We start from the raw sequence: 25,192 nt of genomic DNA, 5'->3' as shown, positions 1-25,192 counted from the left end.
AGTGAACAAGTTCTCCTCACAGCCGCATGCCAGAACATGAAGAAGATTGCCACATACCTAGCCAAGCAGGGCTAGGTATGTGGGAGCTCTTTTTCTGCTTTTGAAATTAGCTGAACAACTAAAGAAACAGCAGAAAACAAAAAAGCTTGTAGAAAAAACGTCGTTTTCTCTACAAGCTGAGCAGCAAAGGGAACTCCTTTGCTGCTTGTTTTATTTCATTGAAAGAGCTTTGTGGGCGTTTCTGACATCATTTTTCAATAGTTCAGAAAGGTTGTAAGCTGGATAGTATCCGCGCTGATACATGTATTGGAATATTTGCGCATGCCATTTAATGGCTGCGTTCAGCTGTTTGACAAGCACGTTTCTTAATTGAGGTGTCGCTGTTTCAGTGATGGCAATGGCGTAGTTGCGGACAGATGTTTTGGCAAGAACAAGCAAGTCGCCGCTGTAGAATGGGTTATCCGCGCGTTCCTCTTCGTCTTCACGAGGCATCGGTGCCTGAGGGAAGAACTGGAGAAGCTCTCTTAAATTTTGCTCAATGGCTTGTATGGATACGGCATAAAGCTGTTTAAGCTGAGGGTCTTTTACTTCTTTTATCATTTTCTTCAGTTTAATGAGTCCGATTGCCTGAAAAGCGACCAGCTCATGCAACTCTAATGTCTCATGCCAAGCCAATGTTCTGCGTTCATCCATGTAACAATTCCCCTTTATCAATCAGATTCCATATCAGCATATGCCTAACGCTCAATATTGTTCATGATGTTTTGAAGTTTTTAAAACGGGAAATTCATCTTATATACGATACGGGTTGAGAAATGCAAAAAGAGGTGAAACACATGTGGGACATGATAAAGAACTTTTTCTTGTTTAGCAGCGGCGTTCTGCAGGCAACAACCCTTTTACTGGTGATCATAATCTTTATGTATGTCAGAAAAACGAAAAAGAAAAACAAGGAATCTTCTGGCTTTATGGATGATAAACATTAATTGTGATGGGCATTCTTTTCAAAGAATGTCTTTTCATTTGCAATGTTTCACATGAAACATCAGCGTCATTTTACTTGCGATTTGGACTTATGTTAAAATATAAAAGTAAAATGTAGAGAAGATATTAAAACATTCGATGCAAAGCATGTTGCAACGATGAAAAAAGAGCAGTCGTTTATGCTGCTCTTTTCTATTCGTGTTTTAAGGATGATACGAGGTGACTAAGTGAAACAAACGAGAGCTTTAATGGAAGGCGCTGTTTTAATCAGTCTGTTTGCGATCATCACGCTTTTGGTCGTATATGTACCTGTGATCGGAACAATTTTGTTTTTTGCACTGCCGCTGCCCATGATTCTGTATACGATTAGACATGGATTCAAATTGGGAATATGGATGGGCGCTGTCAGTCTTCCGGTTGTTTTTATTGTCGGGTCCTTTAACGGACTTATTTTAGCTTTTATGTCAGCTTGCGCCGGCATTGCCATGGGGCATTTTTTCAAAAAGAAAGAACCCGGGAACGCTGTCATTTCGGGCGCTCTTATTTATATGCTCTGTATCGTCTTCTATTTTGTGATAAGCATTCAATTTTTGGGTATCAATATCATTGATGAAGCAATGACACAATACCGGCAGTCCCTTGATATGGTAGGAACGGTAGTGAAGCAGTCGGGCAATGCTGAACAGCTTGAGAAGCAATTGAAACTGATGGAAGAACAATTGGGTATCGTTCAATATCTTTTTCCAACAGCTATTGTGATGGTAGGAGCTATTTTTTCTTTCCTCAGTTACCTTATCGCTAAGCCGCTCTTAAGGCGATTCTCCCCCGATATTCCTAATCTAAAGCCTTTTAGAGAGTTGAAGTTTCCGCAAAGTGTTGTAGTGCTGTATTTAATGATTGTGTTGCTTTCATTTTTGCCTTTAGAAAAGGGCCAAATGCTGTACTCTATCGCTTTAAATGGGGAGTTTATACTCGGGTTTCTGATTTTCATCCAAGGTTTATCATTTATCTTTTTCTATTGCCATAAAAAACAATATCCGAAGGCTGTGGCTGTGATTGCAGTGGTTCTTGGGCTCGTGCATCCGATTTTTATGGCAGCGATTCGCATTTTAGGCGTTATAGATATAGGCTTTAATATAAGGAATAAGGTGAAATGAACATGAGTTTTACTCACATGGTGGGGAGTGATAGAAATGCCAAGCTTTTATGAAAAACCGCTGTTTCGGTATCCCATCTATGCCATGATTGCTCTGTCAATCATTGCAATCCTCATCAGCTTTTATTTTAACTGGATATTAGGAACCGTCGAAGTGCTGCTGCTTGCAGTTATTTTGTTTTTTATTAAACGCGCTGATTCTCTTATTCGACAAGAGATTGATGATTATATTTCTACGTTATCCTACAGGTTGAAAAAAGTCGGTGAAGAGGCATTGATGGAAATGCCGATCGGCATCATGCTTTTTAATGATCAATATTATATAGAATGGGCAAATCCGTTTCTTTCTTCTTGCTTTAATGAAAGCACATTAGTGGGGAGATCACTTTACGATACCTGTGAATCGGTTGTGCCGCTCATCAAACAAGAGGTGGAATCGGAAACGGTTACATTGAATGACCGTAAGTTTAAGGTTGTCATCAAACGGGATGAGCGCCTGTTGTATTTCTTTGATGTAACGGAACAAATCCAGATTGAAAAGCTTTATGAAAACGAAAGAACCGTGCTGGCGTATATTTTCCTTGATAACTATGATGATGTGACACAAGGGTTGGATGACCAGACGAGAAGCACAATGAACAGCCAGGTGACATCTTTGCTGAACGCTTGGGCGCAGGAGTACGGGATCTTCCTGAAAAGGACGTCTTCAGAACGCTTTATTGCTGTACTTAATGAACACATCTTAACTGAACTTGAAAATTCGAAGTTTTCAATTCTTGATGAGGTACGGGAAAAAACCTCATTCGACGGCGTTGCGCTGACGTTAAGTGTTGGTGTCGGGGCTTCAGTCTCCTCGCTGAAAGAACTTGGCGATTTGGCGCAATCCAGCTTGGATTTAGCGCTGGGACGCGGCGGAGACCAAGTAGCCATTAAGCTGCCGAACGGCAAGGTGAAGTTTTACGGAGGTAAAACAAACCCGATGGAGAAACGAACAAGGGTGCGGGCCCGTGTCATTTCCCATGCCTTAAAGGAAATCGTCTCTGAAAGCAGCAATGTGATTATCATGGGGCATAAATTCCCTGACATGGATTCTATCGGCGCAGCGATCGGGATTTTAAAGGTGGCTCAGGCAAATAACAAAGATGGTTTTATCGTCATTGATCCAAACCAAATCGGATCAAGTGTCCAGCGTTTGATTGAAGAAATTAAAAAATATGAAGAGCTGTGGTCAAGGTTTATTACCCCTGAAGAAGCGATGGAGATTTCCAATGATGACACGTTGCTTGTGATCGTTGATACACATAAGCCGTCACTTGTCATGGAGGAACGGCTGGTCAATAAAATTGAACATGTCGTGGTCATCGACCATCACCGCAGGGGTGAGGAGTTTATCAGAGATCCGCTGCTCGTTTATATGGAGCCGTACGCTTCTTCGACAGCTGAATTGGTGACAGAGCTGCTTGAATATCAGCCGAAGCGCTTAAAAATCAATATGATTGAAGCAACAGCCCTATTAGCTGGTATAATAGTGGATACAAAGAGCTTTTCTCTCCGCACAGGATCGCGGACTTTTGATGCCGCTTCTTATTTAAGGGCAAAAGGCGCCGATACGGTGCTTGTGCAGAAGTTCCTGAAAGAAACCGTTGATTCCTATATTAAACGGGCGAAGCTGATCCAGCATACGGTCCTTTATAAAGAGAACATTGCGATTGCTTCTCTTCCTGAAAATGAGGAGGAATACTTCGATCAAGTGCTGGTTGCGCAGGCGGCTGATTCGCTGCTATCTATGAGTGAGGTTGAGGCTTCATTTGCGGTGGCGAGACGGGATGAACAAACCGTTTGTATCAGTGCGCGGTCACTTGGCGAGGTCAATGTTCAGATCATCATGGAGGCGCTGGAAGGCGGAGGACATTTAACAAATGCGGCGACTCAGTTGTCCGGCATTTCAGTAACGGAAGCGCTGGAACGGCTGAAGCACGCCATAGATGAGTATTTTGAGGGAGGCGTACAGAGATGAAGGTTATTTTTTTACAAGATGTAAAAGGAAAAGGAAAAAAAGGCGAAGTCAAAAACGTAGCAGACGGATATGCGCAAAACTTTCTGATTAAAAAAGGCCTCGCAGTGGAAGCGAACGCGTCAAATATCAGCGTGCTAAACGGACAAAAGCAGAAAGAGAAAAAAGAAGCCATCGCCGAGCTTGAGCAGGCAAAGAACTTAAAAGAGACTTTAGAAAAACTGACTGTTGAGCTCAGCGCGAAATCAGGCGAAGGCGGCCGTTTATTCGGTTCTGTAACAAGTAAACAAATTACTGCACAGCTCCAAAAAGACCATAAGATTAAAGTAGATAAGCGGAAGCTTGACTTGCCGGACGGCATTCGTGCGTTGGGATATACAAATGTGCCTGTGAAGCTTCATCCTGAGGTGCAGGCTGTGTTGAAGGTACATGTGAAAGAAGAAGCTTAATAGAAATAGAAAAGAAGGCTTGGAGCAATCCAAGCCTCTTTTTTTATTCTACAAGATAAAGAGTTTGCTGGCTTTCACCGCCAGGTCCTCCTCTCATGCCTTGCTGACTGCTGTTTGTGCTGCTGGAGGAACTGCTGTACTCGTCAGATGATATTTCTTTTCCGTTTTTCTTAATCCAGGAAACAAGATCGCTCTTGCCTGAGTTATTTCCTGGCAGAAGGAAGTATTTCACTTTGCCTTCTTTGACCAGTTTTTTCAGTTCGGAAACAGTCAGAATAGGATCTGTGCCGTTAAATCCGCCCATTGCCATAACAGATTCATTTTCATTAATGATATATGGCGCAGCTGTTACGGTTGTCAAAGTAGCGAATAAATACTCTTCACCGGTATTATGCTTTCTCAGATAGGACAGGAGTGCGGTGTCGACCTCTGAGGAGAACATGCTCCCGCCGTTTGCTGAACTTTTGAGCTGCGGACCCGATTCCGGAAGGACGCTGTTGCCTCCGTATAGAAGCGGTGTTGCTGACCAGTAGACCGGTGCGAGCAGCAGAACGCATAGGCTGATGATAGTCAGCTGCTTGCTGAACGGATGGCTGCGTTTAAGCATCAGAAGCGCAAGAGTGACGCCAAGTCCTAATAGCCCGAGTACATACATCCATACACTGCCGATTTGGCTTGTATAAGCGCTCAGAATATAAACCTGAAACGCGGCTGTGATCAGAACGGCTGCAGGCAGCAGGCAGCTGGCCCAGTCTTTATTGTTTTGGTATAAACGGTACATCGTATACCAGCCAATACCGGAAAGTGCGGCAATCGGCGGTGCCAGCATGATCAAATAATACTGGTGGAAGAATCCTGCGACGCTGAAGAAACCAGCCACAGGAACGAGCCAAGCCGTCCAGAAGATCGTTTCTTTCATTTCAGCTGCTTGTCCGCGGCGATCACGGTACCAGCTGACGATTCCGCCCAGCAATCCGATCAATGCGAATGGAAGCATCCAGCTGATTTGGCCGGAAAGCGCCGATTGGAAGAGACGAAGCGGTCCTGCATCGCCGGTGCCGAACATATTCATGCTTGTTCCGCCGCCACCGCCAGGTCCTCCATTTCCACCGGCGGGCCCGCCGTTTCCAGGTCCGTTACCTCTTGTTGGAGGTGTGCCACCGCCTCCATTGGAAGCGCCGGTCTGTCCGCTGGGCGGCTGAGGTGCTTGTGAGTTGTTCTGGAATGATTGGTTATCGTTTTGATTGCTGGCACTTCCGCCAGGCTTGCTGGTTCCGTCCTGAGAGGAAGATGATCCGTTGCCGTTTGGCGGTTGCATGGTGTTATGATTCTGCGTGTTACCGCCGGCGGCATTTGTATCACCCTTTGCAAGACCAGTGGTTTGTCCTAACAGACGCTCTGTGCCGTTGTAACCGAAGGCCAGTTCTAACACTGAGTTGGTCTGGCTGCTTCCGACATACGGGCGGCTGGAGGATGAGGCTGAATCGACCACAACTGCCCATGAGAGCGAAAGGCTTGTTAGAAGGATGAGAGACAGAATCAGAGAGCCGATTTTTTTCTTCAAAGAAACCCGAGATGCAATCAGGTAGAATAACACAAATGCAGGTAATACCATAAACGCTTGCATCATTTTCATATTAAAGGCGAGTCCAATCAGGGCAAATGCCGTCAACAGCCAAAGCAGTTTGCCTTGCTTTACTGCCCGGAGCAGGCAAGCTGAACCGAGCAATAAGGTAAAGACAAGCATGCTGTCAATGTTGTTTGTTCGGCTGACGGCTCCTGCGATAGGCGTCAGTGCCATGACAAGTGCGGCAATGCGGGCCGCTCCAATGCCAAAGGCCGGTTTGATCATTCTGTAGATAAGGTATACAGATCCAACTCCGGCGAGAGCCTGAGGCATGATTACACTCCACGTGTGAACGCCGAAAATCAGTGCGAAAATCGTTTGAATCCATAAAACAACAGGCGGCTTATCCACTGTTACAAATCCGGAAGGGTCAAATGACGCATAGAAGAAATTGTGGAAGCTTAGCGTCATGCTTTTCACAGCCGCCAAATAGTATTGGTTCGCTGTGTCATCCTGCCAAATGTTATACGTATTCAGAAAAGCCGCTGCAAGCAAAATGAGAATAAGGATAAAGTCGAATCGTTTGTTTTTCATCGTTTTTCACCTCTTTATGGTGTCTAATTGTAAAAAACAAATATGAAAAACTTATGAATAAACCATAAATATTCAAAGAACTTCATGGAAAAAAGCGGAGAGATATTCCCCGCTTTTTAGGCTGAATTTCTTTGTTTCTCTGGCTGAAGAATGTATTGATCCCGACCGGCTCCCAGCCCGGCTGCTCCCATTGCGATCAGGGCGGCAATGAGAAGGACAAGCGGCATTGTCCATGAATGCGTCTGGTCAAAGAGATAGCCGACAAAGATTGGCCCGACGGCTGCAAGCAGGTAGCCGAACGACTGTGACATGCCTGACAGCGCGGCGGCCTGCTGGGCATTTTCACTGCGGAGACCAATCAAAGTGAGCGCCAGACTAATGCTGGAGCCTTGTCCGATACCGATGATGATCATCCAGACGGTAAGCAGGATATGGCTACCGCCCGCCAGCAATCCGCATAGCCCGATGAGATAAACGGCAGTCAGCCCCGCAACAATGCCGCGCTGGTGTTTCAAGCGATCTGCGAAAACAGGTGTCAGAAACGTGGAAGGCAGACTCGCAAATTGCATGAGTGACACCATCCATCCAGCTGTTGACGTATCAATCCCGTGTGAACGGAGAATTTCGGGAAACCATGCGATGCTGCTGTAAAATAAAAAGGATTGCAGTCCCATAAAAATGGTGACATGCCATGCCATTTTGGAAGCCCAAATGGAACTGGTTTGTAGCTTTACCGCCTTGTTTGCCGTATCCCGGTGGCGCAGCTGAGGAATCCAGATGAGCAATGCAAGGAAAGCCAAACCGCCCCATAAGAGAAAGGCCTGTTTCCATCCGCCCTCCATTTGTGCTGCCAGAGGCACACTGACACCTGACGCTAAAGCGGCGAATATACACATTGAGGTGGTATATAAGCTGATCATGATTCCTGATTTTTCAGGGTATTTGTGCTTAATTAAGCTTGGGAGCAGAACGTTTCCGATGGCAATGCCGATGCCGATTAATGCCGTTCCGGCAAATAAGGCCAAGATCAAGCCGGCAGAACGAAGCAAAATCCCGATCAATAACATCAAAAGGCCGAGCCATAAGGTCCGTTCATTTCCAAGCCGCTGTCCAAACTTAGGCGCAAGCGGAGAAAGAACCGCAAACGAAAGCAGCGGCAGCGCTGTTAAAAATCCGGCTGTCCCATTCGACATATGAAGATCTGCCCTGATTGAGCTGATGACCGGACCAACTGAAGTGATCGCTGGTCTCAAGTTAAAGGCGATAAAGATAATGCCGATGATCAGCCAAAAAGATTGGATGTTTTTATGTTTTGGCAAAGCAGTTACTCCTTCTTTCTAACATATACTAAATATAATTCCATAAGATATCAGCAAGTATGCGAACGAATGCTACGATTGTTCTTCTTCTTTCTGCAATTCGGCCAATTTGGCAAGCAGGATATGCTGAGGCATATGCATGATCTGTTCAAGCGGCAGATTCAAGGACTCTGCAAGCTTTTGTGCAGTTTCAGCAGAAATTTGCAAAGGTCTCACAAAAGATTCCTCCTCTCTTCTGTCCATTGTACAAGAATCAGATGGGAAACGTAAGAAGATGTCACAAAGGAGTAGAGCAATCCGAAAATGCCCGTTATAAAAGAGGTAAGGAGGGTTCCTATGTACATGCAGTTGCCATTATTAAAACAAATGCTGAATGAACGACAAAAAGATACTGAGAAAGCTGTCACCTTTGAAGAATATTTAGCAGTGAGGCTAAAGCTTCAAGAACTGATGGGGAAATGTGCTTCGTTCGAGGAGTGGGATCTATATCAAAAAGCGGCGGATCTGATGATGCACACAGGTTTCCAATGGATGAAATAAGGCGATACCGCTAAAAAACCCCCCGCTGCAGCGAAGGGTTTCATTCATTAATATGAGTATTCCTCTTCTACATTTTTAAACTTGTCATAAATCACAAGCTTTGCCGGACTGTTTTCTTTTGCCACCTGTTTGGCTTTTTCAATTGCGGCATCTTTAGATGTATACAAAGCTGTCGGCGCCACATTCTCCACCTTAATAAACCAGCCATCCGCATCGACATTGGGTGTAACGGCATATTCTTTCATCATCTTTCATTCCTCCCTCACGTTTTATTTCGTCTTTCCCGACCTGTTACTGTCCGAAACGATCCAATCGGCTACCTGAAAAAAACAGGAAACAGACAATTTTTCTATTTTTTTTCTGTAGAAATGGTAGAATGGAGTTTGGAGATTTTTTAATGAGAGGACGGTGCTTAGCATGACAGACCTTCTAAATGATCGGCTTCCTCCGCAAAATATAGAAGCCGAACAAGCCGTGTTAGGCGCTATTTTTTTACAGCCGTCTGCTTTAACACTGGCTTCAGAAGTATTGATTCCAGATGATTTTTATAGAATGTCCCACCAAAAAATCTATAATGCGATGCTGGTGCTCGGTGACAGAGGTGAACCGGTTGATCTAGTGACAGTTACGTCAGAGCTTGCGAACACAGAACTGCTGGAAGAAGTAGGTGGCATTTCGTATCTGACAGATATCGCTAACTCGGTGCCGACCGCGTCTAACATAGAATATTATGCGAAAATTGTTGAGGAAAAATCAATTCTTCGCCGATTAATCAGAACGGCGACAACCATCGCTCAAGACGGATATACCCGTGAGGATGAGGTCGAGGATTTACTAAGTGAAGCGGAAAAAACGATTATGGAAGTGGCACAGCGAAAAAACACGAGTGCCTTCCAAAATATTAAGGACGTTCTTGTCCAGACCTATGACAATATCGAACAGCTTCACAATCGAAAAGGCGATATAACCGGGATTCCTACAGGGTTTACGGAGCTGGACCGGATGACTGCCGGTTTCCAGCGCAACGATTTGATCATTGTCGCCGCCCGTCCGTCAGTAGGGAAAACGGCCTTTGCCTTGAACATCGCACAAAACGTGGCGACCAAAACCGACGAGAGCGTAGCGATTTTCAGTCTTGAGATGGGGGCGGAGCAGCTCGTTATGCGTATGCTCTGTGCCGAAGGAAATATCGATGCCCAAAACCTCCGTACCGGTAATCTGACGGAAGAGGATTGGGGCAAACTGACAATGGCGATGGGAAGCCTGTCGAACAGCGGGATTTACATTGACGATACACCGGGTATCCGCGTGAGTGAAATCCGCGCCAAATGCCGCCGCTTGAAGCAGGAAAGCGGACTAGGCATGATTTTGATCGACTATCTGCAATTGATTCAGGGAAGCGGACGTTCAAAGGATAACCGTCAGCAGGAAGTATCAGAAATTTCCCGTGAACTGAAGTCGATCGCCAGGGAGCTGCAAGTCCCTGTTATCGCGCTTTCTCAGCTTTCCCGGGGCGTTGAGCAGCGTCAGGATAAACGTCCGATGATGTCTGATATCCGGGAATCTGGAAGTATCGAGCAGGACGCGGATATTGTCGCGTTCCTTTATCGTGACGACTACTATGACAAAGAATCTGAGAATAAAAATATTATCGAAATCATTATTGCCAAACAGCGTAACGGCCCGGTAGGAACCGTGTCTCTTGCGTTCGTAAAAGAATACAATAAATTCGTCAACCTGGAACGGCGTTTTGATGACGCAGGTGTTCCGCCCGGCGCATAAACCCCAAGAGCTGATCTTGGGGTTTTTTCATTCGGAAGATGGAAGAAAAACCGGACGCGCAGCGGATGTGAATTTGAAAGCGGTTTAATAAAATAGGGCGTAAAGGAGATGGTAACATGGGATACTGTTTTTCATCTTTTCACGCAGCGCAAATCCGGATTGCGCGGCCTACAGGCCAGCTTGATGAGATCATTCGTTTTTACGAAGAGGGACTGGATTTGAAACGAATCGGCGAATTTTCACAGCATAACGGGTATGGAGGTGTCATGTTTGGCCTTCCTCATGCCGATTATCATTTGGAATTCACCCAGTATGAGGATGGGGAAAGCACTGCTCCCGTTCCGCATCCCGACAGCCTCCTCGTTTTTTATGTGCCGAATACGGATGAACTGGCATCGATCACTTCAAGGCTAAAACACATGGGCTATCAAGAGGTCGAATCAGAGAACCCGTACTGGAGTCATGGAGGCGTGACGATAGAGGATCCGGACGGCTGGCGAGTCGTTTTTATGAATACCAAAGGGATTTCAGGCAAATGATACTTTTTCATGCTAAAGGACAAAAGTTTCACAAGCTTTTTATGATGAAGCCGTTAGAAAACGCTTCTAAAAAGAAAGGAAGCGAACGAATATAGTTTTATATTAATTTAATGTTCGGATTTAAGATTGACTTTCTGTTTCTTCACTGATAAACTTGATTTGTTTGAATAGAATCGTTTTAAAGGTTAACGGAGGTGCACGGACATGTCTTCAGTAGTTGTAGTAGGTACGCAATGGGGCGATGAAGGAAAAGGTAAAATTACAGATTTCCTCTCAGAAAATGCAGAAGTGATCGCCCGTTATCAAGGCGGAAATAACGCAGGGCACACAATCAAGTTTGACGGAGTCACATACAAGCTTCACTTAATCCCGTCTGGAATTTTCTATAAGGATAAAACGTGTGTGATCGGAAACGGAATGGTTGTAGATCCGAAAGCATTAGTCACAGAGCTTGCGTATCTTCATGAGCGCAACGTTAGTACAGACAACCTGAGAATCAGCAACAGAGCTCACGTCATTCTGCCGTATCACTTGAAATTGGATGAAGTGGAAGAAGAGCGAAAAGGGGCTAACAAGATCGGCACAACGAAAAAAGGAATCGGCCCTGCTTATATGGATAAAGCAGCCCGCATCGGAATTCGCATCGCGGATCTGTTAGACCGTGACGCGTTTGCGGAGAAGCTTGAACGCAATCTTGAAGAAAAAAACCGCCTGCTCGAGAAAATGTACGAGACAGAAGGGTTTAAAATTGAGGATATCTTAGACGAATATTATGAGTACGGCCAGCAGATTAAAAAATATGTCTGCGATACATCTGTTGTTTTAAATGATGCTCTTGATGATGGGCGCCGCGTGTTATTTGAAGGCGCGCAAGGGGTAATGCTCGATATCGACCAAGGAACATACCCGTTTGTTACGTCATCTAACCCGGTTGCCGGCGGTGTCACGATCGGATCTGGCGTTGGCCCGACCAAAATTCAGCACGTTGTCGGTGTATCAAAAGCATATACGACTCGTGTCGGCGACGGTCCTTTCCCGACTGAGCTGAAAGATGAAATCGGCGATCAAATCCGTGAAGTCGGACGGGAGTATGGAACAACAACAGGCCGTCCGCGCCGTGTCGGCTGGTTTGACAGCGTCGTTGTCCGCCACGCCCGCCGTGTGAGCGGAATTACAGATCTTTCTCTGAACTCAATCGACGTTTTAACAGGAATTGAAACGCTGAAAATCTGTGTGGCGTACCGCTACAAAGGCGAAATCATTGAAGAATTCCCGGCAAGCCTTAAAGCACTTGCTGAATGTGAGCCGGTATATGAAGAAATGCCGGGATGGACTGAGGATATCACAGGTGCGAAAAGCTTGAGCGAGCTTCCGGATAACGCGCGCCACTATCTTGAGCGTGTGTCTCAGCTGACAGGCATTCCGCTTTCTATTTTCTCTGTCGGCCCAGACCGTTCACAGACAAATGTCCTTCGCAGCGTGTACCGTGCGAACTAAATAGATTATGCTTCAGGCCCCTGAATCCAGGGGCTTGTTTTTTGTTTGAAAGCCGCATCTAAGTTGGTCTGAGAAAAAAATATGAAAAAAAACCAAAAAAGTTATTGCCACTTCTATTTGTTCGTGATATTATAAATCTCGTTGTTACGGAAACTGCTTCAATAGAGTACTAGATAAGAACTTGGTCAAAGTTGTTTGCTCTATGGAAACTCCGACATCTTAAGAGCCATTAGCTCAGTTGGTAGAGCATCTGACTTTTAATCAGAGGGTCGAAGGTTCGAGTCCTTCATGGCTCACCATTTCGTGAAGGCCCGTTGGTCAAGCGGTTAAGACACCGCCCTTTCACGGCGGTAACACGGGTTCGAATCCCGTACGGGTCATTGATTTACTTTAGCGTTATTGCTAAATTCCTTATTTGTCTGCGAGGGCTGACACGACAGCTCTCCAGGCAATTACTGTAAGGTCCGGTAGTTCAGTTGGTTAGAATGCCTGCCTGTCACGCAGGAGGTCGCGGGTTCGAGTCCCGTCCGGACCGCCATTTTACTTTACTTAGTAGAGAAAAATAAAACATTTGGCTCGGTAGCTCAGTTGGTAGAGCAACGGACTGAAAATCCGTGTGTCGGCGGTTCGATTCCGTCCCGAGCCACTTACCAAACGCATCTGCAATTGTAGGTGCGTTTTTTCTTTTAGGAAAAGGCGAACATGAGAAGTGTTATAATAGAAGAAAAAGGGAGAACCGGCCCTGCGGCCGGCTCAAAGAAGAAGACGTCATTGATAAAGACGCACTCCGATGTCGGGAGGTTTCAGTTAAGTTATCTTTTTTAAAAAAATTTGACCAGGATGACAAAAGAGAAACAATTGGCGGATAAAGGTGAAACATGTGTTTTTTTCTAAACCTTTATTTTTTTTATCTTTTGACCTTTAACCGTTATAATAGACAAGGACCCAATGTTTACACGGGCCATAAGTGATGAAACGAATGTTATTTAGATGAAATGAAGTTATTCGGCAGGAGGAAATCAAAATGATGGATAAGAAGATCCTTGTAGTAGATGATGAAAAACCGATTGCAGATATATTGGAATTTAACTTAAGAAAAGAAGGCTATGAAGTGCACTGTGCCCACGACGGAAATGAAGCGGTTGAAATGGTAGAAGAGCTTCAGCCTGATTTAATTCTTTTAGATATTATGCTTCCTAATAAAGACGGCGTTGAAGTGTGCCGTGAAGTCAGAAAGAAATACGATATGCCGATCATTATGCTGACGGCTAAGGATTCAGAAATTGACAAGGTCATCGGGCTTGAAATCGGTGCTGATGACTATGTCACAAAACCATTCAGCACACGTGAGCTTCTGGCTCGTGTGAAAGCGAACTTGCGCCGCCAGCTGACAACAGCGCCTGCGGAGGAAGAGTCGTCCTCTAACGAAATTCATATCGGCTCTCTCGTCATCTTCCCTGACGCGTACGTCGTATCAAAACGAGATGAAACAATCGAATTGACTCATCGTGAGTTCGAATTGCTTCATTATTTAGCAAAACATATCGGACAAGTGATGACCCGTGAACATTTGCTTCAAACCGTTTGGGGCTATGATTACTTTGGTGACGTCAGAACGGTTGACGTAACAGTCCGCCGGCTTCGTGAAAAAATTGAGGACAACCCAAGCCATCCAAATTGGATTGTCACACGCCGCGGCGTAGGTTATTACTTGAGAAATCCAGAACAGGACTAATGCCCTTATGAATAAGGTTGGTTTTTTTCGGTCGATCCAATTTAAGATTACCTTGATATATGTGCTTTTGATAATCATTGCCATGCAAATCATTGGGGTGTATTTTGTCAATCAGGTCGAGAAATCGCTGATGAGCTCTTATGAACAATCGCTGAATCAGCGAATCGACAACCTTTCTTACTATATCGAACAAGAATATAAAAGCGATAACGACAGCACCGTTATTAAGGATGACGTCAGCCGTATATTGAATGATTTCACGAAAAGTGATGAGGTCCGGGAAATTAGTTTTGTAGATAAAAGCTATGAAGTGGTCGGTTCTTCAAAGCCGTATGGTGAGGAAGTGGCAGGGAAACAAACGACCGATCTGATATTTAAAAGGATTTTTTCTACTAAACAATCGTATTTAAGAAAGTACTATGACCCGAAAAGCAAAATCAGAGTTCTCATTTCCGCGAAGCCTGTCATGACTGAAAACCAAGAGGTTGTCGGCGCGATCTATGTTGTCGCGAGTATGGAAGATGTCTTTAATCAGATGAAGACTATCAACACCATACTGGCGTCCGGCACTGGTTTGGCGCTCGTTTTGACGGCCCTTCTCGGTATTTTTTTGGCACGAACCATCACCCACCCGCTTTCAGATATGAGAAAGCAGGCCATGGAGCTCGCGAAAGGGAATTTCTCGAGGAAGGTTAAAAAGTATGGGCATGATGAAATCGGGCAGCTCGCCACCACGTTTAATCACTTAACGAAAGAGCTTGAAGATGCCCAGGCGATGACAGAAGGAGAGCGCAGAAAGCTTGCCTCTGTTATTGCTTATATGACAGACGGCGTTATCGCTACAAACCGAAACGGAGCGATTATTCTTTTAAACAGCCCGGCGCTGGAGCTGTTGAACGTTTCACGTGAAACAGCTTTAGAAATGCCGATTACGAGTTTGTTGGGGATTCAAGAGAATTATACGTTTGAAGATTTAGTGGAGCAGCAGGATTCTTTGTTGCTTGAAATTGAGCGAGATGATCAATTAACAGTGCTTCGCGTGAATTTCTCTGTGATTCAAAGGGAACATGGCAAAATTGATGGCTTAATTGCTGTTATTTACGATGTAACCGAGCAAGAGAAAATGGATCAGGAACGCAGAGAATTCGTGGCGAATGTATCACACGAGCTGCGGACGCCGCTTACGACAATGCGCAGTTATTTAGAAGCGTTAGCTGAAGGTGCGTGGGAAAATAAAGACATTGCCCCGCGTTTCTTAATGGTGACGCAAAATGAAACAGAGCGCATGATCCGGCTTGTCAATGATTTGCTTCAGCTTTCGAAATTCGACAGCAAGGATTATCAATTTAACCGGGAATGGATTCAAATTGTCCGGTTTATGTCTCTGATTATTGACCGTTTTGAAATGACAAAAGAACAGCATGTGGAATTTATTCGTAATCTGCCGGACAGAAATCTGTACGTTGAGATTGATCAGGATAAAATTACACAGGTGCTTGATAATATTATTTCCAACGCTTTAAAATACTCACCGGAAGGCGGACATGTGACGTTCTCAATTGACGTAAACGAAGAGGAAGAGCTTCTCTATATCAGCGTCAAGGATGAAGGGATCGGTATTCCGAAAAAAGATGTCGAAAAAGTCTTTGACCGCTTCTACAGGGTGGATAAAGCAAGAACGAGAAAGCTCGGCGGCACCGGTCTGGGACTGGCGATTGCCAGAGAAATGGTTCAGGCGCATGGCGGAGATATTTGGGCGGACAGCATAGAAGGAAAAGGCACGACGATTACATTTACTCTTCCATATAAAGAGGAACAAGAGGATGATTGGGATGAAGCGTGAAAATATAAAAACGATATTACTTACGATACTCGTCGTCATCAGCCTTGTGTTTACGTGGGGGATATGGACGTTCCAGCCAAACTTTTCCGGAGGCTCATCATCAACAGCGTCTCCTGTGCGTGAGAAGCATAAAATTGAAAAAAACACCCAAAAGCTGTCTGAAACGGTAAGGCCGAGAGACATGTTTATCCATGATGGCGGTGCTCATTATAAAGTGAATGATTATTCACTTTATAACGAAGTCTGGTCTGACTTGCCGCATTGGGATGTAAAAGGGATCAAAGATATTTCTGATCAGTATGATAAGACTTCATTTAAGAGCTGGTTTTACGGGATAAGCGGTTATGATGCGAAGCTTGACTTGCAATTCAACGACACGATTCCTATTGATATCTACCAAACGCTGTTTAAATGGTCTAACCAGTCATTTGAGTACAGTTCATTTGATCACATTTTGATTCCGATTAATGAAACAAAAGCGAACAAGAAAATCTATTTGGTATCTTTCAGCAAGCAGCTGATTCTGGAAGTGACCGTTGAATCGGCTAACTACCGGAACATGATGAATGACTTGAAAAACAGTCAATCAAACATGCCGGCATTCAGTCTGTTCTCAATCGGTTCAAAGAAAGAGTTTCTGCTGCCGAACAAAACGCTTACGATGGACAAAAAAGAATTTGTCACAGAATCGATTAAAACAAACACCTTTAAGCAGGCCTTGTTCAGCGATCCAAGTATTGTAAGGGAAGATTCGAATTACAACAACAGAAATGTGCTGACAGATGGAATCAGCCGTTTAGATGTGAATCTAAGCCAGCGCCAAGTACAATTCCAACAGCGCAATTTGGTGCAGAGCACTTCCTATCAAACAGGTGAATTAATTAAAAAGAGCCAAAAATACCTTGAGGATACGGGCAGCTGGACAGATCACTATCAATTTTTCAATATCAATGACAGCCAGCAGTTAAGCTTCTATATCTTTATGGACCAGATGCCGGTCATTAACAGTACCGCCAAACCATTCGGAGCGACATCCGCGATTACGGTGCAATGGGCCAACGATGAAATTCTCAGCTATAAGCGGCCGAATTACAGTCTCGGAACGAATCCGATTAAAACGACAGAGACTGAGCTGATGAGCGGGAGCGAAGTGAAGATGCTGCTTTCTAAACAAACCGCATATAATACGGATAAAATTGATCAGATCTTCCTTGCGTATCAATTGGTATCAACATCATCCAATAATGACCCTCTTGTTGAACTGGAACCGGTTTGGGGGATGAAAATAAACGGGAAAATTGTGCCGATCACGAAGGACCTATTAACGAAGGAGGGGGCAAACAGTGGAGTGGAATAAGACAAAATCAATCTTCATCGTTGCCTTCCTCATTTTAGATATTTTTTTAGGCTATCAGTTTTTTCAAAAATGGCAGTCTACCAGCAAAGATTATGAAGTCATTAAAAATGATGTCGAGCATGACATGAAGGCCGATCATATTACGTATGAAGGGCTGAATAAGGAAGCAACAGAAGGCTATAGAATCACAGCGAATCAAAAGGCCTTCACCAAGGACGAAATTGAGGCGCTCAAGGATCAAAAGCCGTTGATGGACATGCCTAGTGATGATCGTAAAGTAACGACCCTGAAAATGAAATTTACGAATCCGATCGCCCTGTCAAAGAAGAAGATTGAGGACGATGCTCAGGCGCTTGTTTCTTCGAAAATCCAAGACGGTGAAAAATATGAGCTTTGGAAGGTTGATAAATCGCAAAAAGAAATTATTTTCTTCCAAACATATGAGGGCCATTATATTTATCAGCAGACCGACACTTCTTCTAATATGATCGGGCAAGTGATTTTGCGTTTAAACGATAAAAACGAGGTTGTGTCATACGACCAGACGACGCTTGAGACCTTTAAGCAAATTCAGAAGGAAAGCCTAATCACTGAAATGGATGCGGTTGAGTTATTGTACTATCAAAATCAATTAAAAGAGAACAGTACAATAAAAAGTGTCAAATTTGGCTACGTCGCGCAATATCCGCTGACAAGTACACAGGTGCTGGCGCCGGTATGGAGAATTACAGTCGAGTACGATAAAAAAGTGAACGGTGAGAAAAAGACAGTACAAGAGTATTTTACAGTGAATGCTTTGGAGAGTACGATTTTAGATACAGATCAATGAAAATAATGGAGTGAGACACATGAGCTTGCAATTTAGCGTACTTGCGAGCGGGAGTACGGGAAATGCGTTTTACCTTGAAACTAAGGATCACGCATTTTTGGTAGACGCCGGTTTGAGCGGGAAAGCCATGGATGGATTGATGGCGCAAATTGGGCGTAAGCTGGATGATGTAGACGGCATTTTTGTGACGCATGAGCATAGTGACCATATTAAGGGCCTTGGCGTGGTCGCCAGAAAGTACAAGCTTCCGATCTATGCGAATGAGAAGACATGGAAAGCGATGGAGAAACAAATTGGCAAAATTGATACCGATCAAAAATTTGTGTTTCCGATGGAGACGGTGAAGTCGTTCGGCGGACTTGATGTGGAATCGTTTGGCGTCTCACACGACGCGGCGGAGCCCATGTTTTATGTGTTCCATTATAACGGCCGAAAGCTTGCTTTAATGACAGATACGGGGTACGTCAGCGACCGGATGAAAGGGATCATCCGCTCAGCGAATATGTTTGTGTTTGAAAGCAATCACGATGTCGGCATGCTGCAAATGGGGAGATATCCATGGAGCATTAAGCGGCGGATTTTAAGTGACGTCGGGCACGTTTCAAATGAAGATGCTGCCTTAGCGATGACCGATGTCATTGGCGACGAGACGTCTCGTATTTATTTGGCGCATTTGAGCCAGGACAACAACATGAAGGATTTGGCGAGAATGTCTGTACAGCAGACATTGGCTTCTAAAGGGTTTGTGACGGGGGAAACATTTGATTTGTTTGACACCGATCCGAAGAAGGCCACACCGCTCTGCGCTGTATAATTTTTCTATGTAAATCATGACTATTATAGGAGTTTCTAACCCACAATATAACCATATTAACGTTCTTGGAAAGGATGGAATATGGTGGATTACGATCGTGAGGAAGAACATACTGCTCCTGAACAGCCAAAGAGAAGCAAAAAAGGATATTTCCTTTCTAGTCTGATTGGCGTGATTGTCGGTGCCGTATTAATGGCGTTTATCATGCCGTACCTTTCAAATGAAGGGATAGATACGGGCGTCTTAGAAGAGCAGCAGAACAACAATAATCGGGAATCAATCAGGACGGTGAATGTCAGTGTCAACAACGCAGTCACCAAGATTGTCAGCAATGTGTCGCCCGCCGTTGTCGGTGTTGTGAACATTCAAAAATCAGATATTTGGGGAGAGAGCGGTGAGGCTGGGAGCGGCTCTGGCGTCATCTATAAGAAAAATGACAACTCCGCTTATGTCGTGACCAACCATCATGTCATCGAGGGTGCTTCCCAAATTGAAATCAGCCTGAAAGACGGCTCGCGTGTATCGGCTGAACTCATCGGCAGCGACCAGCTGATGGATCTTGCTGTTTTACGAGTGAAAAGCGATAAAATTAAAGCAGTCGCTGATTTCGGTAATTCAGATAAAGTGAAATCAGGGGAGCCGGTTATTGCGATCGGGAACCCGTTAGGCCTTGAATTTGCAGGCTCTGTCACACAGGGCGTCATCTCGGGTACGGAGAGAGCCATCCCAGTGGATTCGAATGGTGATGGACAGCCTGACTGGAATGCAGAAGTCCTGCAAACAGATGCGGCCATTAACCCTGGGAACAGCGGCGGCGCTTTGTTAAATATGGACGGAAAAGTCATTGGCATCAATTCAATGAAAATTGCCGAGTCGGCGGTTGAAGGAATTGGCCTGTCGATTCCTTCTAAGCTTGTGATCCCGGTGATAGAGGATTTGGAGAAATACGGCGAGGTTAAACGTCCGTTCCTTGGCATTGAGATGAAATCGCTAAGCGACATCGCCAGCTATCATTGGGACGAAACATTGAAGCTTCCTAAGGATGTCACCAATGGAGCGGTTGTGATGGGGGTAGATGCCTTCTCACCTGCCGGAAAAGCAAGGCTTAAGGAACTGGATGTCATCACAGAATTTGACGGTCACAAAGTAAATGACATTGTTGATCTGCGGAAACGGCTTTATCAGAAAAAAGTCGGTGACCGGGTGAAAGTGAAGTTTTACCGCGCCGGAAAAGAAAAATCCGTTGACATTCAGCTCTCCTCCGCAGACCAATTAGGAAGTTAATAGAAACGGTCTGGCACCGTGCCAGACTGTTTTTTTATGCAAAAAAAACTGAACGAGGGTCACGCTCGTTCAGTTGAAAAAGGATCTATCGAATATGAAGAAAAATACTAGATGGGCGTTACACGTGAAACAATAGGCAGTGCCTGACCAGCATTGACTTAATGGTTTGTTCCGTATGGTTGCTGGTGATGAATTTTATGATGTATACATAGATTTCATTTTCTTCCCTCGATACAGAAGATTTTATTTGCCTTTTGCATGTGTTCAGCTCGATGTTTTTTGTTTTTGTGATTGCGGTTTGCTGTCAACATGATGTTTGAAGGCTTTTCAGCTGTTGCAGTTGGGTGTGAGCTTTGCCGTTTAACGACATACACGTCAGGCTTCCTGCGCCGGAATAGGGCTGTTACTCGGCAGGCGGATGGGAAAATTTCTTCAGCCGGTATTGAAGGCTTTGTCTGCTGATGCCAAGCTCCTGAGCAGCTTGTGAGATGTTATGGCCGTGCTTTCTTAACACATTTTCAATCACATATTTTTCGAAGCTCTCCATTTTTTCTTTTAAGTCCGCGGCCGGCTGGTGTCTTGCTGTTTCCGGTTCTGAGATGTTGGCTGGCTTGATTTTCATGCGGTATTGATAGGGTAGATGGGAAGCCGTAATCGTTTGCTCATCCGTCATGAAATTCATTGCGCCTTCGATCATATGCTCAAGCTCACGAATATTTCCCGGCCAGTCATAAGATAGAAAAAATTGCTTCACGTCTTCGCTGATGTGTTCGACATTCATTTGAAACAGGTGGTTGTTTTTTTGGATGAATTCTGACGCGAGAAGCAAAATGTCTTCTTTCCGTTCCCGAAGCGGCGGGATGATCAGTGTCACGACGCTCAGCCTGTAATACAAGTCCTTCCGCATTCGTTCGCCCGCAATCGCGTCAATCGGGTCTTCGTTCATTGTGGCAATTATACGCACGTCAATCGCCGTATCCTTTGTCGAACCGATGCGCCTGATTTTCCGTTCCTGAAGAGCGCGCAGCAGCTTCGCCTGAAGACTCAGATTCAGCGAGTTGATTTCATCTAACAGCAGCGTGCCGCCATGTGCTTGTTCAAACAGTCCGGGCTGGTCGACAGCGCCTGTAAACGCGCCTTTTTTCGTTCCAAACAAAATGCTTTCTACAAGGCTGTCTGGCAGCGCCGCGCAGTTTTGCGAAATAAACGGGCCGCCTGAGCGGTCGCTGCCGTTGTGAATACTTTGCGCGAACAGCTCTTTTCCCGTGCCGGTTTCGCCTGCGAGAAGGACCGATGATGACGTGCGGGTTGCCCGCTTCGCGTTTTCGATGACATCTTGAATGGCAGGGCTGGTGCCGAGAATGCTGTCAAATGTATAAGTTGTGCTGCCCTTTTTATTCATATTCTCCCTGATCAGCCGTTCAAGCTTTGTCACATCCTTGGCAATTTCGACTGCGCCCCTGATTTTGCCGTCTTGGACGATGGGATATGTATGATTGATCGTCGTGATTTCCTGGCCTTTATTATTGAAGTAGCTCTGCTTCACATTTTTAATCGTTGTGCCTTCCTGAAGGGCCTGTACCAGAGTGCTGTCCTGCTGTTTAGAAAACATAAACACATCCATCAGGTTTTTATTGAGGACGTCATGCTTCTCCATATCTTCAATCTGCATCATTTTGTTGTTATAAACGATCGTGTTTCCATGCTCGTCTACCACGTGCAGGCCAACATCAATCTCATCCAAAATGCTTTGAAAAACCAATGTGAGGAATTCGCTGTCCTTGACCACTGTATGAACCTCCCTCAATTATTTTCTTAATATTGCTTCTATTTTATAAAAGAATGGAGAGGATATGCAAAAGAATTTTGCACTTGCTGAAATTTTTGCTCGAAATATCTGAATGTTTTTGCACCTTGTCCACGAAATTTGTAGAAAACACACGAAATCTTGATTTGGCACAGAACTTGCATTTATAAAAAGGGAAAGCAGGATAACATGTTGAAACAGAAAACAAGGGGGAATTCAAATATGCCAGCTTTATCTAAATCCAAAGAAATTATTGATCAGACGTCTCATTATGGAGCCAACAATTACCATCCGCTCCCGATTGTCATTTCTGAAGCGCTGGGTGCTTGGGTAAAGGACCCGGAAGGCAATGAATATATGGATATGCTGAGTGCTTATTCTGCGGTAAACCAAGGTCACAGACATCCGAAAATCATTCAGGCATTGAAGGATCAGGCTGATAAAATTACCCTCACGTCACGCGCGTTTCACAACGATCAGCTGGGACCGTTTTACGAAAAAACAGCTAAGCTGACGGGCAAAGAGATGATTTTGCCGATGAATACAGGAGCTGAAGCGGTTGAATCTGCGGTGAAAGCGGCGAGACGCTGGGCTTATGAAGTAAAAGGCGTGGCAGACAATCAAGCTGAAATTATCGCATGTGTCGGGAACTTCCACGGCCGGACGATGCTGGCGGTATCTCTGTCTTCTGAAGAGGAATATAAAAGAGGATTCGGCCCGATGCTTCCGGGAATCAAGTTAATCCCTTACGGTGATGCGGAAGCGCTTCGTCAGGCCATTACGCCGAATACAGCGGCATTTTTATTTGAACCGATTCAAGGCGAAGCGGGCATTGTCATTCCGCCTGAAGGGTTTTTGCAGGAAGCGGCGGCGATTTGTAAGAAAGAGAATGTCCTGTTTATTGCCGATGAGATTCAGACGGGTCTTGGACGTACAGGGAAGACGTTTGCGTGTGACTGGGACGGCATTGTTCCCGATATGTATATCTTGGGTAAAGCGCTTGGCGGCGGTGTGTTCCCGATCTCATGCATTGCAGCGGACCGCGAGATCTTAGGCGTGTTTAACCCGGGCTCACACGGCTCGACATTTGGCGGAAACCCGCTTGCATGTGCGGTGTCTATCGCTTCGTTGGAAGTGATGGAGGATGAAAAGCTGGCGGAACGTTCTCTTGAGCTTGGCGAATACTTTAAAAGAGAACTTGAGAGCATTGATAACCCTGTCATTAAAGAAGTCCGCGGCAGAGGGCTGTTTATCGGTGTGGAATTGACGGAAGCCGCGCGTCCGTATTGTGAGCGCTTGAAGAAAGAAGGGCTTTTATGCAAGGAAACGCATGATACAGTTATTCGTTTTGCACCGCCATTAATCATTTCGAAAAAAGATTTGGATTGGGCAATAGAGAAAATTAAGCACGTGCTGCAAAACGCATAAATCCGCACCATGGCGGGATATTCACTTCGTTTGTATAAATTTACAACAGAAAATTAAGCACTCCCTATTTGCTCAGCTACAATATTTTAGTATAATGTATCTTTATGAGAAGAAGTGAATTTTATATTAAATAGATAAAGGCTCTTTGGACAGCAAACTGGGATATGCACCGTGTAGTCGTTCCAGCTTAGATCCAATACAAGTTGCTGAAGGGGTGCAGAATGTGAATACAAACCAAGATAACGGAAATCAGCTCCAGCGGACAATGAAATCACGCCACTTGTTCATGATTTCATTGGGCGGAGTGATCGGAACCGGTTTCTTCCTTGGAACCGGGTTTACCATTAACCAAGCGGGACCGCTCGGCGCGGTTCTGTCCTATTTAGTAGGCGGCTTTATCATGTTTTTGACGATGCTCTGCTTAGGGGAGCTGGCAGTCGCCTTTCCTGTGTCGGGGTCCTTCCAGACCTATGCGACAAAATTTATCAGCCCGGCCTTTGGATTTGCGTTCGGCTGGCTGTACTGGCTCGGCTGGGCGGTTACATGCGCCATTGAATTCTTATCAGCGGGGCAGCTGATGCTCCGCTGGTTTCCGCACGTAGACGTGTGGATCTGGTGTCTGGTATTTGCGGCACTGATGTTTATACTAAATGCAATAACAGCCAAAGCCTTTGCAGAATCGGAATTCTGGTTCTCAGGCATTAAAATTTTGATTATCCTTTTATTTATTATTCTCGGTGGAGCTGCCATGTTTGGCCTGATTGATTTGAAAGGCGGAGAGCAGGCACCGTTTTTGACACATTTTTATGAAGACGGGTTATTCCCGAACGGGATAAAGGCAATATTGATAACGATGATTGCTGTAAACTTCGCATTCCAGGGGACTGAGCTGATCGGGGTTGCAGCCGGAGAAAGTGAAGATCCTGAAAAAACGATTCCGCGGTCTATCAAACAGACAGTATGGAGAACGCTTGTCTTCTTTGTTCTATCCATCATTGTCATTGCCGGCATGATTCCGTGGAAGCAGGCGGGAGTTGTGGAAAGTCCGTTTGTTGCCGTATTTGAGCAAATCGGAATCCCGTATGCCGCTGATATCATGAACTTTGTTATTTTAATCGCGCTATTATCTGTTGCGAATTCAGGTTTATACGCATCGACACGTATCCTGTACGCGATGGCGAATGAAGGACAGGCCTTCCAAGCGCTGGGCAAAACAAACAAACGAGGTGTGCCGCTGAATGCGTTAATCGTAACGATGGCTGTGGCCTGCCTATCGCTTCTATCGAAAGTGGCGGCGGCTGAAACCGTGTATATGGTGCTTCTATCTTTGGCGGGCATGAGCGCCCAGGTCGGCTGGATCACGATTACGCTTTCTCAAATCATGTTCAGACGCAAATTTATTCGTGAAGGCGGCAAGAAGGAAGATTTGAAATTCAAAACACCGCTGTATCCGGTGCTTCCGCTGATCGGCCTGACGTTAAATACGGTCGTTCTCATCAGCCTTGCATTTGATCCGGAGCAGCGTATCGCGCTGTATTGCGGCATCCCGTTTATGATCATTTGCTACATCATTTATCATGTCGTCATTAAAAAACGCCAGCAGGCAAATCGTCAGCTAGAGCTTTAAACACATTGTCCGCAAGTCATCTTTGTT

General features: G+C 45.0%; 22 protein-coding genes, 4 tRNA genes and 1 pseudogene. 21 read left to right on the top strand and 6 right to left on the bottom strand.

Going from position 1 to position 25,192, the window contains the following annotated elements:
- Positions 1 to 210: 210 nt before the first annotated feature.
- Positions 211 to 693 (bottom strand): spore coat protein, encoded by a 483-nt coding sequence (locus ACY3LV_RS02590; RefSeq protein WP_333562200.1) that lies wholly within the window; start codon positions 691 to 693, stop codon positions 211 to 213.
- Positions 694 to 836: 143 nt separating this feature from the next.
- On the opposite strand from ACY3LV_RS02590, the gene ACY3LV_RS02585 reads away from it, so the two are divergent.
- From ACY3LV_RS02585 to rplI, 4 genes are all read left to right on the top strand, one after another.
- Positions 837 to 986 (top strand): hypothetical protein, encoded by a 150-nt coding sequence (locus tag ACY3LV_RS02585; protein ID WP_148963176.1) that lies wholly within the window; start codon positions 837 to 839, stop codon positions 984 to 986.
- Between the two features lie 225 nt (positions 987 to 1,211).
- A complete protein-coding gene (locus ACY3LV_RS02580) occupies positions 1,212 to 2,141 on the top strand; it encodes a YybS family protein (protein ID WP_333562199.1) in 930 nt (309 codons plus the stop codon).
- A 36-nt stretch (positions 2,142 to 2,177) separates the two neighbouring features.
- On the top strand, positions 2,178 to 4,157 hold the full coding sequence (gdpP, locus tag ACY3LV_RS02575) for a cyclic-di-AMP phosphodiesterase GdpP (RefSeq protein WP_087993670.1): 1,980 nt from the start codon (positions 2,178 to 2,180) through the stop codon (positions 4,155 to 4,157).
- Positions 4,154 to 4,603, top strand: a complete 450-nt coding sequence (gene rplI / locus ACY3LV_RS02570; protein ID WP_087993671.1) for a 50S ribosomal protein L9 — start codon at positions 4,154 to 4,156, stop codon at positions 4,601 to 4,603. Before gdpP ends, rplI begins: the two co-directional genes overlap by 4 nt.
- A gap of 43 nt (positions 4,604 to 4,646) precedes the next feature.
- Here the strand turns inward: rplI and ACY3LV_RS02565 are convergent, their stop codons facing one another.
- From ACY3LV_RS02565 to ACY3LV_RS02555, 3 genes are all read right to left on the bottom strand, one after another.
- Entirely contained in the window at positions 4,647 to 6,764 is a 2,118-nt protein-coding gene (locus tag ACY3LV_RS02565) for a glycosyltransferase family 39 protein (protein ID WP_464863344.1), read from the bottom strand.
- A gap of 116 nt (positions 6,765 to 6,880) precedes the next feature.
- On the bottom strand, positions 6,881 to 8,083 hold the full coding sequence (locus ACY3LV_RS02560) for a CynX/NimT family MFS transporter (protein ID WP_333562197.1): 1,203 nt from the start codon (positions 8,081 to 8,083) through the stop codon (positions 6,881 to 6,883).
- Between the two features lie 72 nt (positions 8,084 to 8,155).
- The gene (locus ACY3LV_RS02555; RefSeq protein ID WP_064815417.1) at positions 8,156 to 8,299 is read right to left on the bottom strand and encodes a YycC family protein; all 144 of its coding nucleotides are present in this window, start codon (positions 8,297 to 8,299) and stop codon (positions 8,156 to 8,158) included.
- 120 nt (positions 8,300 to 8,419) lie between these two features.
- Between ACY3LV_RS02555 and ACY3LV_RS02550 the strand changes: the two genes are divergently transcribed.
- Positions 8,420 to 8,623 carry a hypothetical protein gene (locus ACY3LV_RS02550; RefSeq protein WP_148963181.1) on the top strand — a complete coding sequence of 68 codons (204 nt, stop codon included), beginning with the start codon at positions 8,420 to 8,422 and terminating at the stop codon, positions 8,621 to 8,623.
- 47 nt (positions 8,624 to 8,670) lie between these two features.
- Here the strand turns inward: ACY3LV_RS02550 and ACY3LV_RS02545 are convergent, their stop codons facing one another.
- On the bottom strand, positions 8,671 to 8,871 hold the full coding sequence (locus ACY3LV_RS02545; RefSeq protein WP_148963182.1) for a DUF2188 domain-containing protein: 201 nt from the start codon (positions 8,869 to 8,871) through the stop codon (positions 8,671 to 8,673).
- A gap of 169 nt (positions 8,872 to 9,040) precedes the next feature.
- Between ACY3LV_RS02545 and dnaB the strand changes: the two genes are divergently transcribed.
- The 14 genes and pseudogenes from dnaB to ACY3LV_RS02475 form a co-directional block, all read left to right on the top strand.
- Positions 9,041 to 10,405 (top strand): replicative DNA helicase, encoded by a 1,365-nt coding sequence (gene dnaB / locus ACY3LV_RS02540; RefSeq protein ID WP_333562196.1) that lies wholly within the window; start codon positions 9,041 to 9,043, stop codon positions 10,403 to 10,405.
- Positions 10,406 to 10,521: 116 nt separating this feature from the next.
- A complete protein-coding gene (locus ACY3LV_RS02535) occupies positions 10,522 to 10,944 on the top strand; it encodes a VOC family protein (RefSeq protein WP_148963184.1) in 423 nt (140 codons plus the stop codon).
- A 204-nt stretch (positions 10,945 to 11,148) separates the two neighbouring features.
- Positions 11,149 to 12,441 (top strand): adenylosuccinate synthase, encoded by a 1,293-nt coding sequence (purA, locus tag ACY3LV_RS02530; protein WP_464863343.1) that lies wholly within the window; start codon positions 11,149 to 11,151, stop codon positions 12,439 to 12,441.
- A gap of 223 nt (positions 12,442 to 12,664) precedes the next feature.
- Positions 12,665 to 12,740 (top strand) — tRNA-Lys (locus ACY3LV_RS02525).
- 9 nt (positions 12,741 to 12,749) lie between these two features.
- A tRNA-Glu gene (locus ACY3LV_RS02520) sits at positions 12,750 to 12,821 on the top strand.
- Positions 12,822 to 12,902: 81 nt separating this feature from the next.
- A tRNA-Asp gene (locus ACY3LV_RS02515) sits at positions 12,903 to 12,979 on the top strand.
- 35 nt (positions 12,980 to 13,014) lie between these two features.
- Positions 13,015 to 13,087 (top strand) — tRNA-Phe (locus ACY3LV_RS02510).
- 381 nt (positions 13,088 to 13,468) lie between these two features.
- Positions 13,469 to 14,176: a cell wall metabolism DNA-binding response regulator WalR gene (gene walR / locus ACY3LV_RS02505; protein ID WP_032731843.1), complete on the top strand. Its 708-nt coding sequence runs from the start codon at positions 13,469 to 13,471 to the stop codon at positions 14,174 to 14,176.
- Between the two features lie 7 nt (positions 14,177 to 14,183).
- Positions 14,184 to 16,019, top strand: coding sequence for a cell wall metabolism sensor histidine kinase WalK (gene walK, locus ACY3LV_RS02500; protein WP_394715560.1), 1,836 nt, complete (start codon positions 14,184 to 14,186; stop codon positions 16,017 to 16,019).
- Positions 16,009 to 17,376, top strand: a complete 1,368-nt coding sequence (yycH, locus tag ACY3LV_RS02495) for a two-component system activity regulator YycH (protein ID WP_464863351.1) — start codon at positions 16,009 to 16,011, stop codon at positions 17,374 to 17,376. Before walK ends, yycH begins: the two co-directional genes overlap by 11 nt.
- The gene (locus ACY3LV_RS02490; RefSeq protein WP_087993680.1) at positions 17,363 to 18,205 is read left to right on the top strand and encodes a two-component system regulatory protein YycI; all 843 of its coding nucleotides are present in this window, start codon (positions 17,363 to 17,365) and stop codon (positions 18,203 to 18,205) included. The genes yycH and ACY3LV_RS02490 overlap by 14 nt, the downstream gene beginning before the upstream one ends.
- Positions 18,206 to 18,224: 19 nt before the next feature.
- Positions 18,225 to 19,019, top strand: a complete 795-nt coding sequence (locus ACY3LV_RS02485) for an MBL fold metallo-hydrolase (RefSeq protein WP_464863342.1) — start codon at positions 18,225 to 18,227, stop codon at positions 19,017 to 19,019.
- 81 nt (positions 19,020 to 19,100) lie between these two features.
- Positions 19,101 to 20,303, top strand: a complete 1,203-nt coding sequence (gene htrC / locus ACY3LV_RS02480) for a serine protease HtrC (protein WP_148963189.1) — start codon at positions 19,101 to 19,103, stop codon at positions 20,301 to 20,303.
- 18 nt (positions 20,304 to 20,321) lie between these two features.
- Positions 20,322 to 20,411, top strand: a pseudogene (locus ACY3LV_RS02475) (hypothetical protein); the annotation flags it as partial.
- 295 nt (positions 20,412 to 20,706) lie between these two features.
- Here the strand turns inward: ACY3LV_RS02475 and rocR are convergent.
- Complete coding sequence (gene rocR / locus ACY3LV_RS02470) at positions 20,707 to 22,092, bottom strand: arginine utilization regulatory protein RocR (RefSeq protein WP_333518889.1); 1,386 nt, start codon at positions 22,090 to 22,092, stop codon at positions 20,707 to 20,709.
- A 240-nt stretch (positions 22,093 to 22,332) separates the two neighbouring features.
- Here rocR and rocD point away from each other — a divergent pair, with 240 nt between their 5' ends.
- Together rocD and ACY3LV_RS02460 are read left to right on the top strand one after the other, a co-directional pair.
- Positions 22,333 to 23,538 carry an ornithine aminotransferase gene (rocD, locus tag ACY3LV_RS02465; protein WP_148963193.1) on the top strand — a complete coding sequence of 402 codons (1,206 nt, stop codon included), beginning with the start codon at positions 22,333 to 22,335 and terminating at the stop codon, positions 23,536 to 23,538.
- A gap of 223 nt (positions 23,539 to 23,761) precedes the next feature.
- Positions 23,762 to 25,165 (top strand): amino acid permease, encoded by a 1,404-nt coding sequence (locus tag ACY3LV_RS02460; protein ID WP_148963194.1) that lies wholly within the window; start codon positions 23,762 to 23,764, stop codon positions 25,163 to 25,165.
- The last annotated feature ends 27 nt before the right edge of the window (positions 25,166 to 25,192 follow it).

The organism is Bacillus sp. 11C, assembly GCF_055486375.1.
Note: the sequence above shows the minus strand (reverse complement) of the source record. Positions and strands in the feature narration are given on the sequence as shown.

What these genes read in the sequence shown, in the direction of transcription:
- rplI (WP_087993671.1), top strand. Translation starts at nt 4,154, where the DNA reads ATGAAGGTTATTTTTTTACAAGATGTAAAAGGAAAAGGAAAAAAAGGC.
- gdpP (WP_087993670.1), top strand. Translation starts at nt 2,178, where the DNA reads ATGCCAAGCTTTTATGAAAAACCGCTGTTTCGGTATCCCATCTATGCC.
- ACY3LV_RS02565 (WP_464863344.1), bottom strand. Translation starts at nt 6,764, where the DNA reads ATGAAAAACAAACGATTCGACTTTATCCTTATTCTCATTTTGCTTGCA.
- ACY3LV_RS02550 (WP_148963181.1), top strand. Translation starts at nt 8,420, where the DNA reads ATGTACATGCAGTTGCCATTATTAAAACAAATGCTGAATGAACGACAA.
- ACY3LV_RS02590 (WP_333562200.1), bottom strand. Translation starts at nt 693, where the DNA reads ATGGATGAACGCAGAACATTGGCTTGGCATGAGACATTAGAGTTGCAT.
- ACY3LV_RS02585 (WP_148963176.1), top strand. Translation starts at nt 837, where the DNA reads ATGTGGGACATGATAAAGAACTTTTTCTTGTTTAGCAGCGGCGTTCTG.
- walK (WP_394715560.1), top strand. Translation starts at nt 14,184, where the DNA reads ATGAATAAGGTTGGTTTTTTTCGGTCGATCCAATTTAAGATTACCTTG.
- ACY3LV_RS02485 (WP_464863342.1), top strand. Translation starts at nt 18,225, where the DNA reads ATGAGCTTGCAATTTAGCGTACTTGCGAGCGGGAGTACGGGAAATGCG.
- rocD (WP_148963193.1), top strand. Translation starts at nt 22,333, where the DNA reads ATGCCAGCTTTATCTAAATCCAAAGAAATTATTGATCAGACGTCTCAT.
- walR (WP_032731843.1), top strand. Translation starts at nt 13,469, where the DNA reads ATGGATAAGAAGATCCTTGTAGTAGATGATGAAAAACCGATTGCAGAT.
- purA (WP_464863343.1), top strand. Translation starts at nt 11,149, where the DNA reads ATGTCTTCAGTAGTTGTAGTAGGTACGCAATGGGGCGATGAAGGAAAA.
- dnaB (WP_333562196.1), top strand. Translation starts at nt 9,041, where the DNA reads ATGACAGACCTTCTAAATGATCGGCTTCCTCCGCAAAATATAGAAGCC.
- ACY3LV_RS02535 (WP_148963184.1), top strand. Translation starts at nt 10,522, where the DNA reads ATGGGATACTGTTTTTCATCTTTTCACGCAGCGCAAATCCGGATTGCG.
- yycH (WP_464863351.1), top strand. Translation starts at nt 16,009, where the DNA reads ATGAAGCGTGAAAATATAAAAACGATATTACTTACGATACTCGTCGTC.
- ACY3LV_RS02545 (WP_148963182.1), bottom strand. Translation starts at nt 8,871, where the DNA reads ATGATGAAAGAATATGCCGTTACACCCAATGTCGATGCGGATGGCTGG.
- htrC (WP_148963189.1), top strand. Translation starts at nt 19,101, where the DNA reads ATGGTGGATTACGATCGTGAGGAAGAACATACTGCTCCTGAACAGCCA.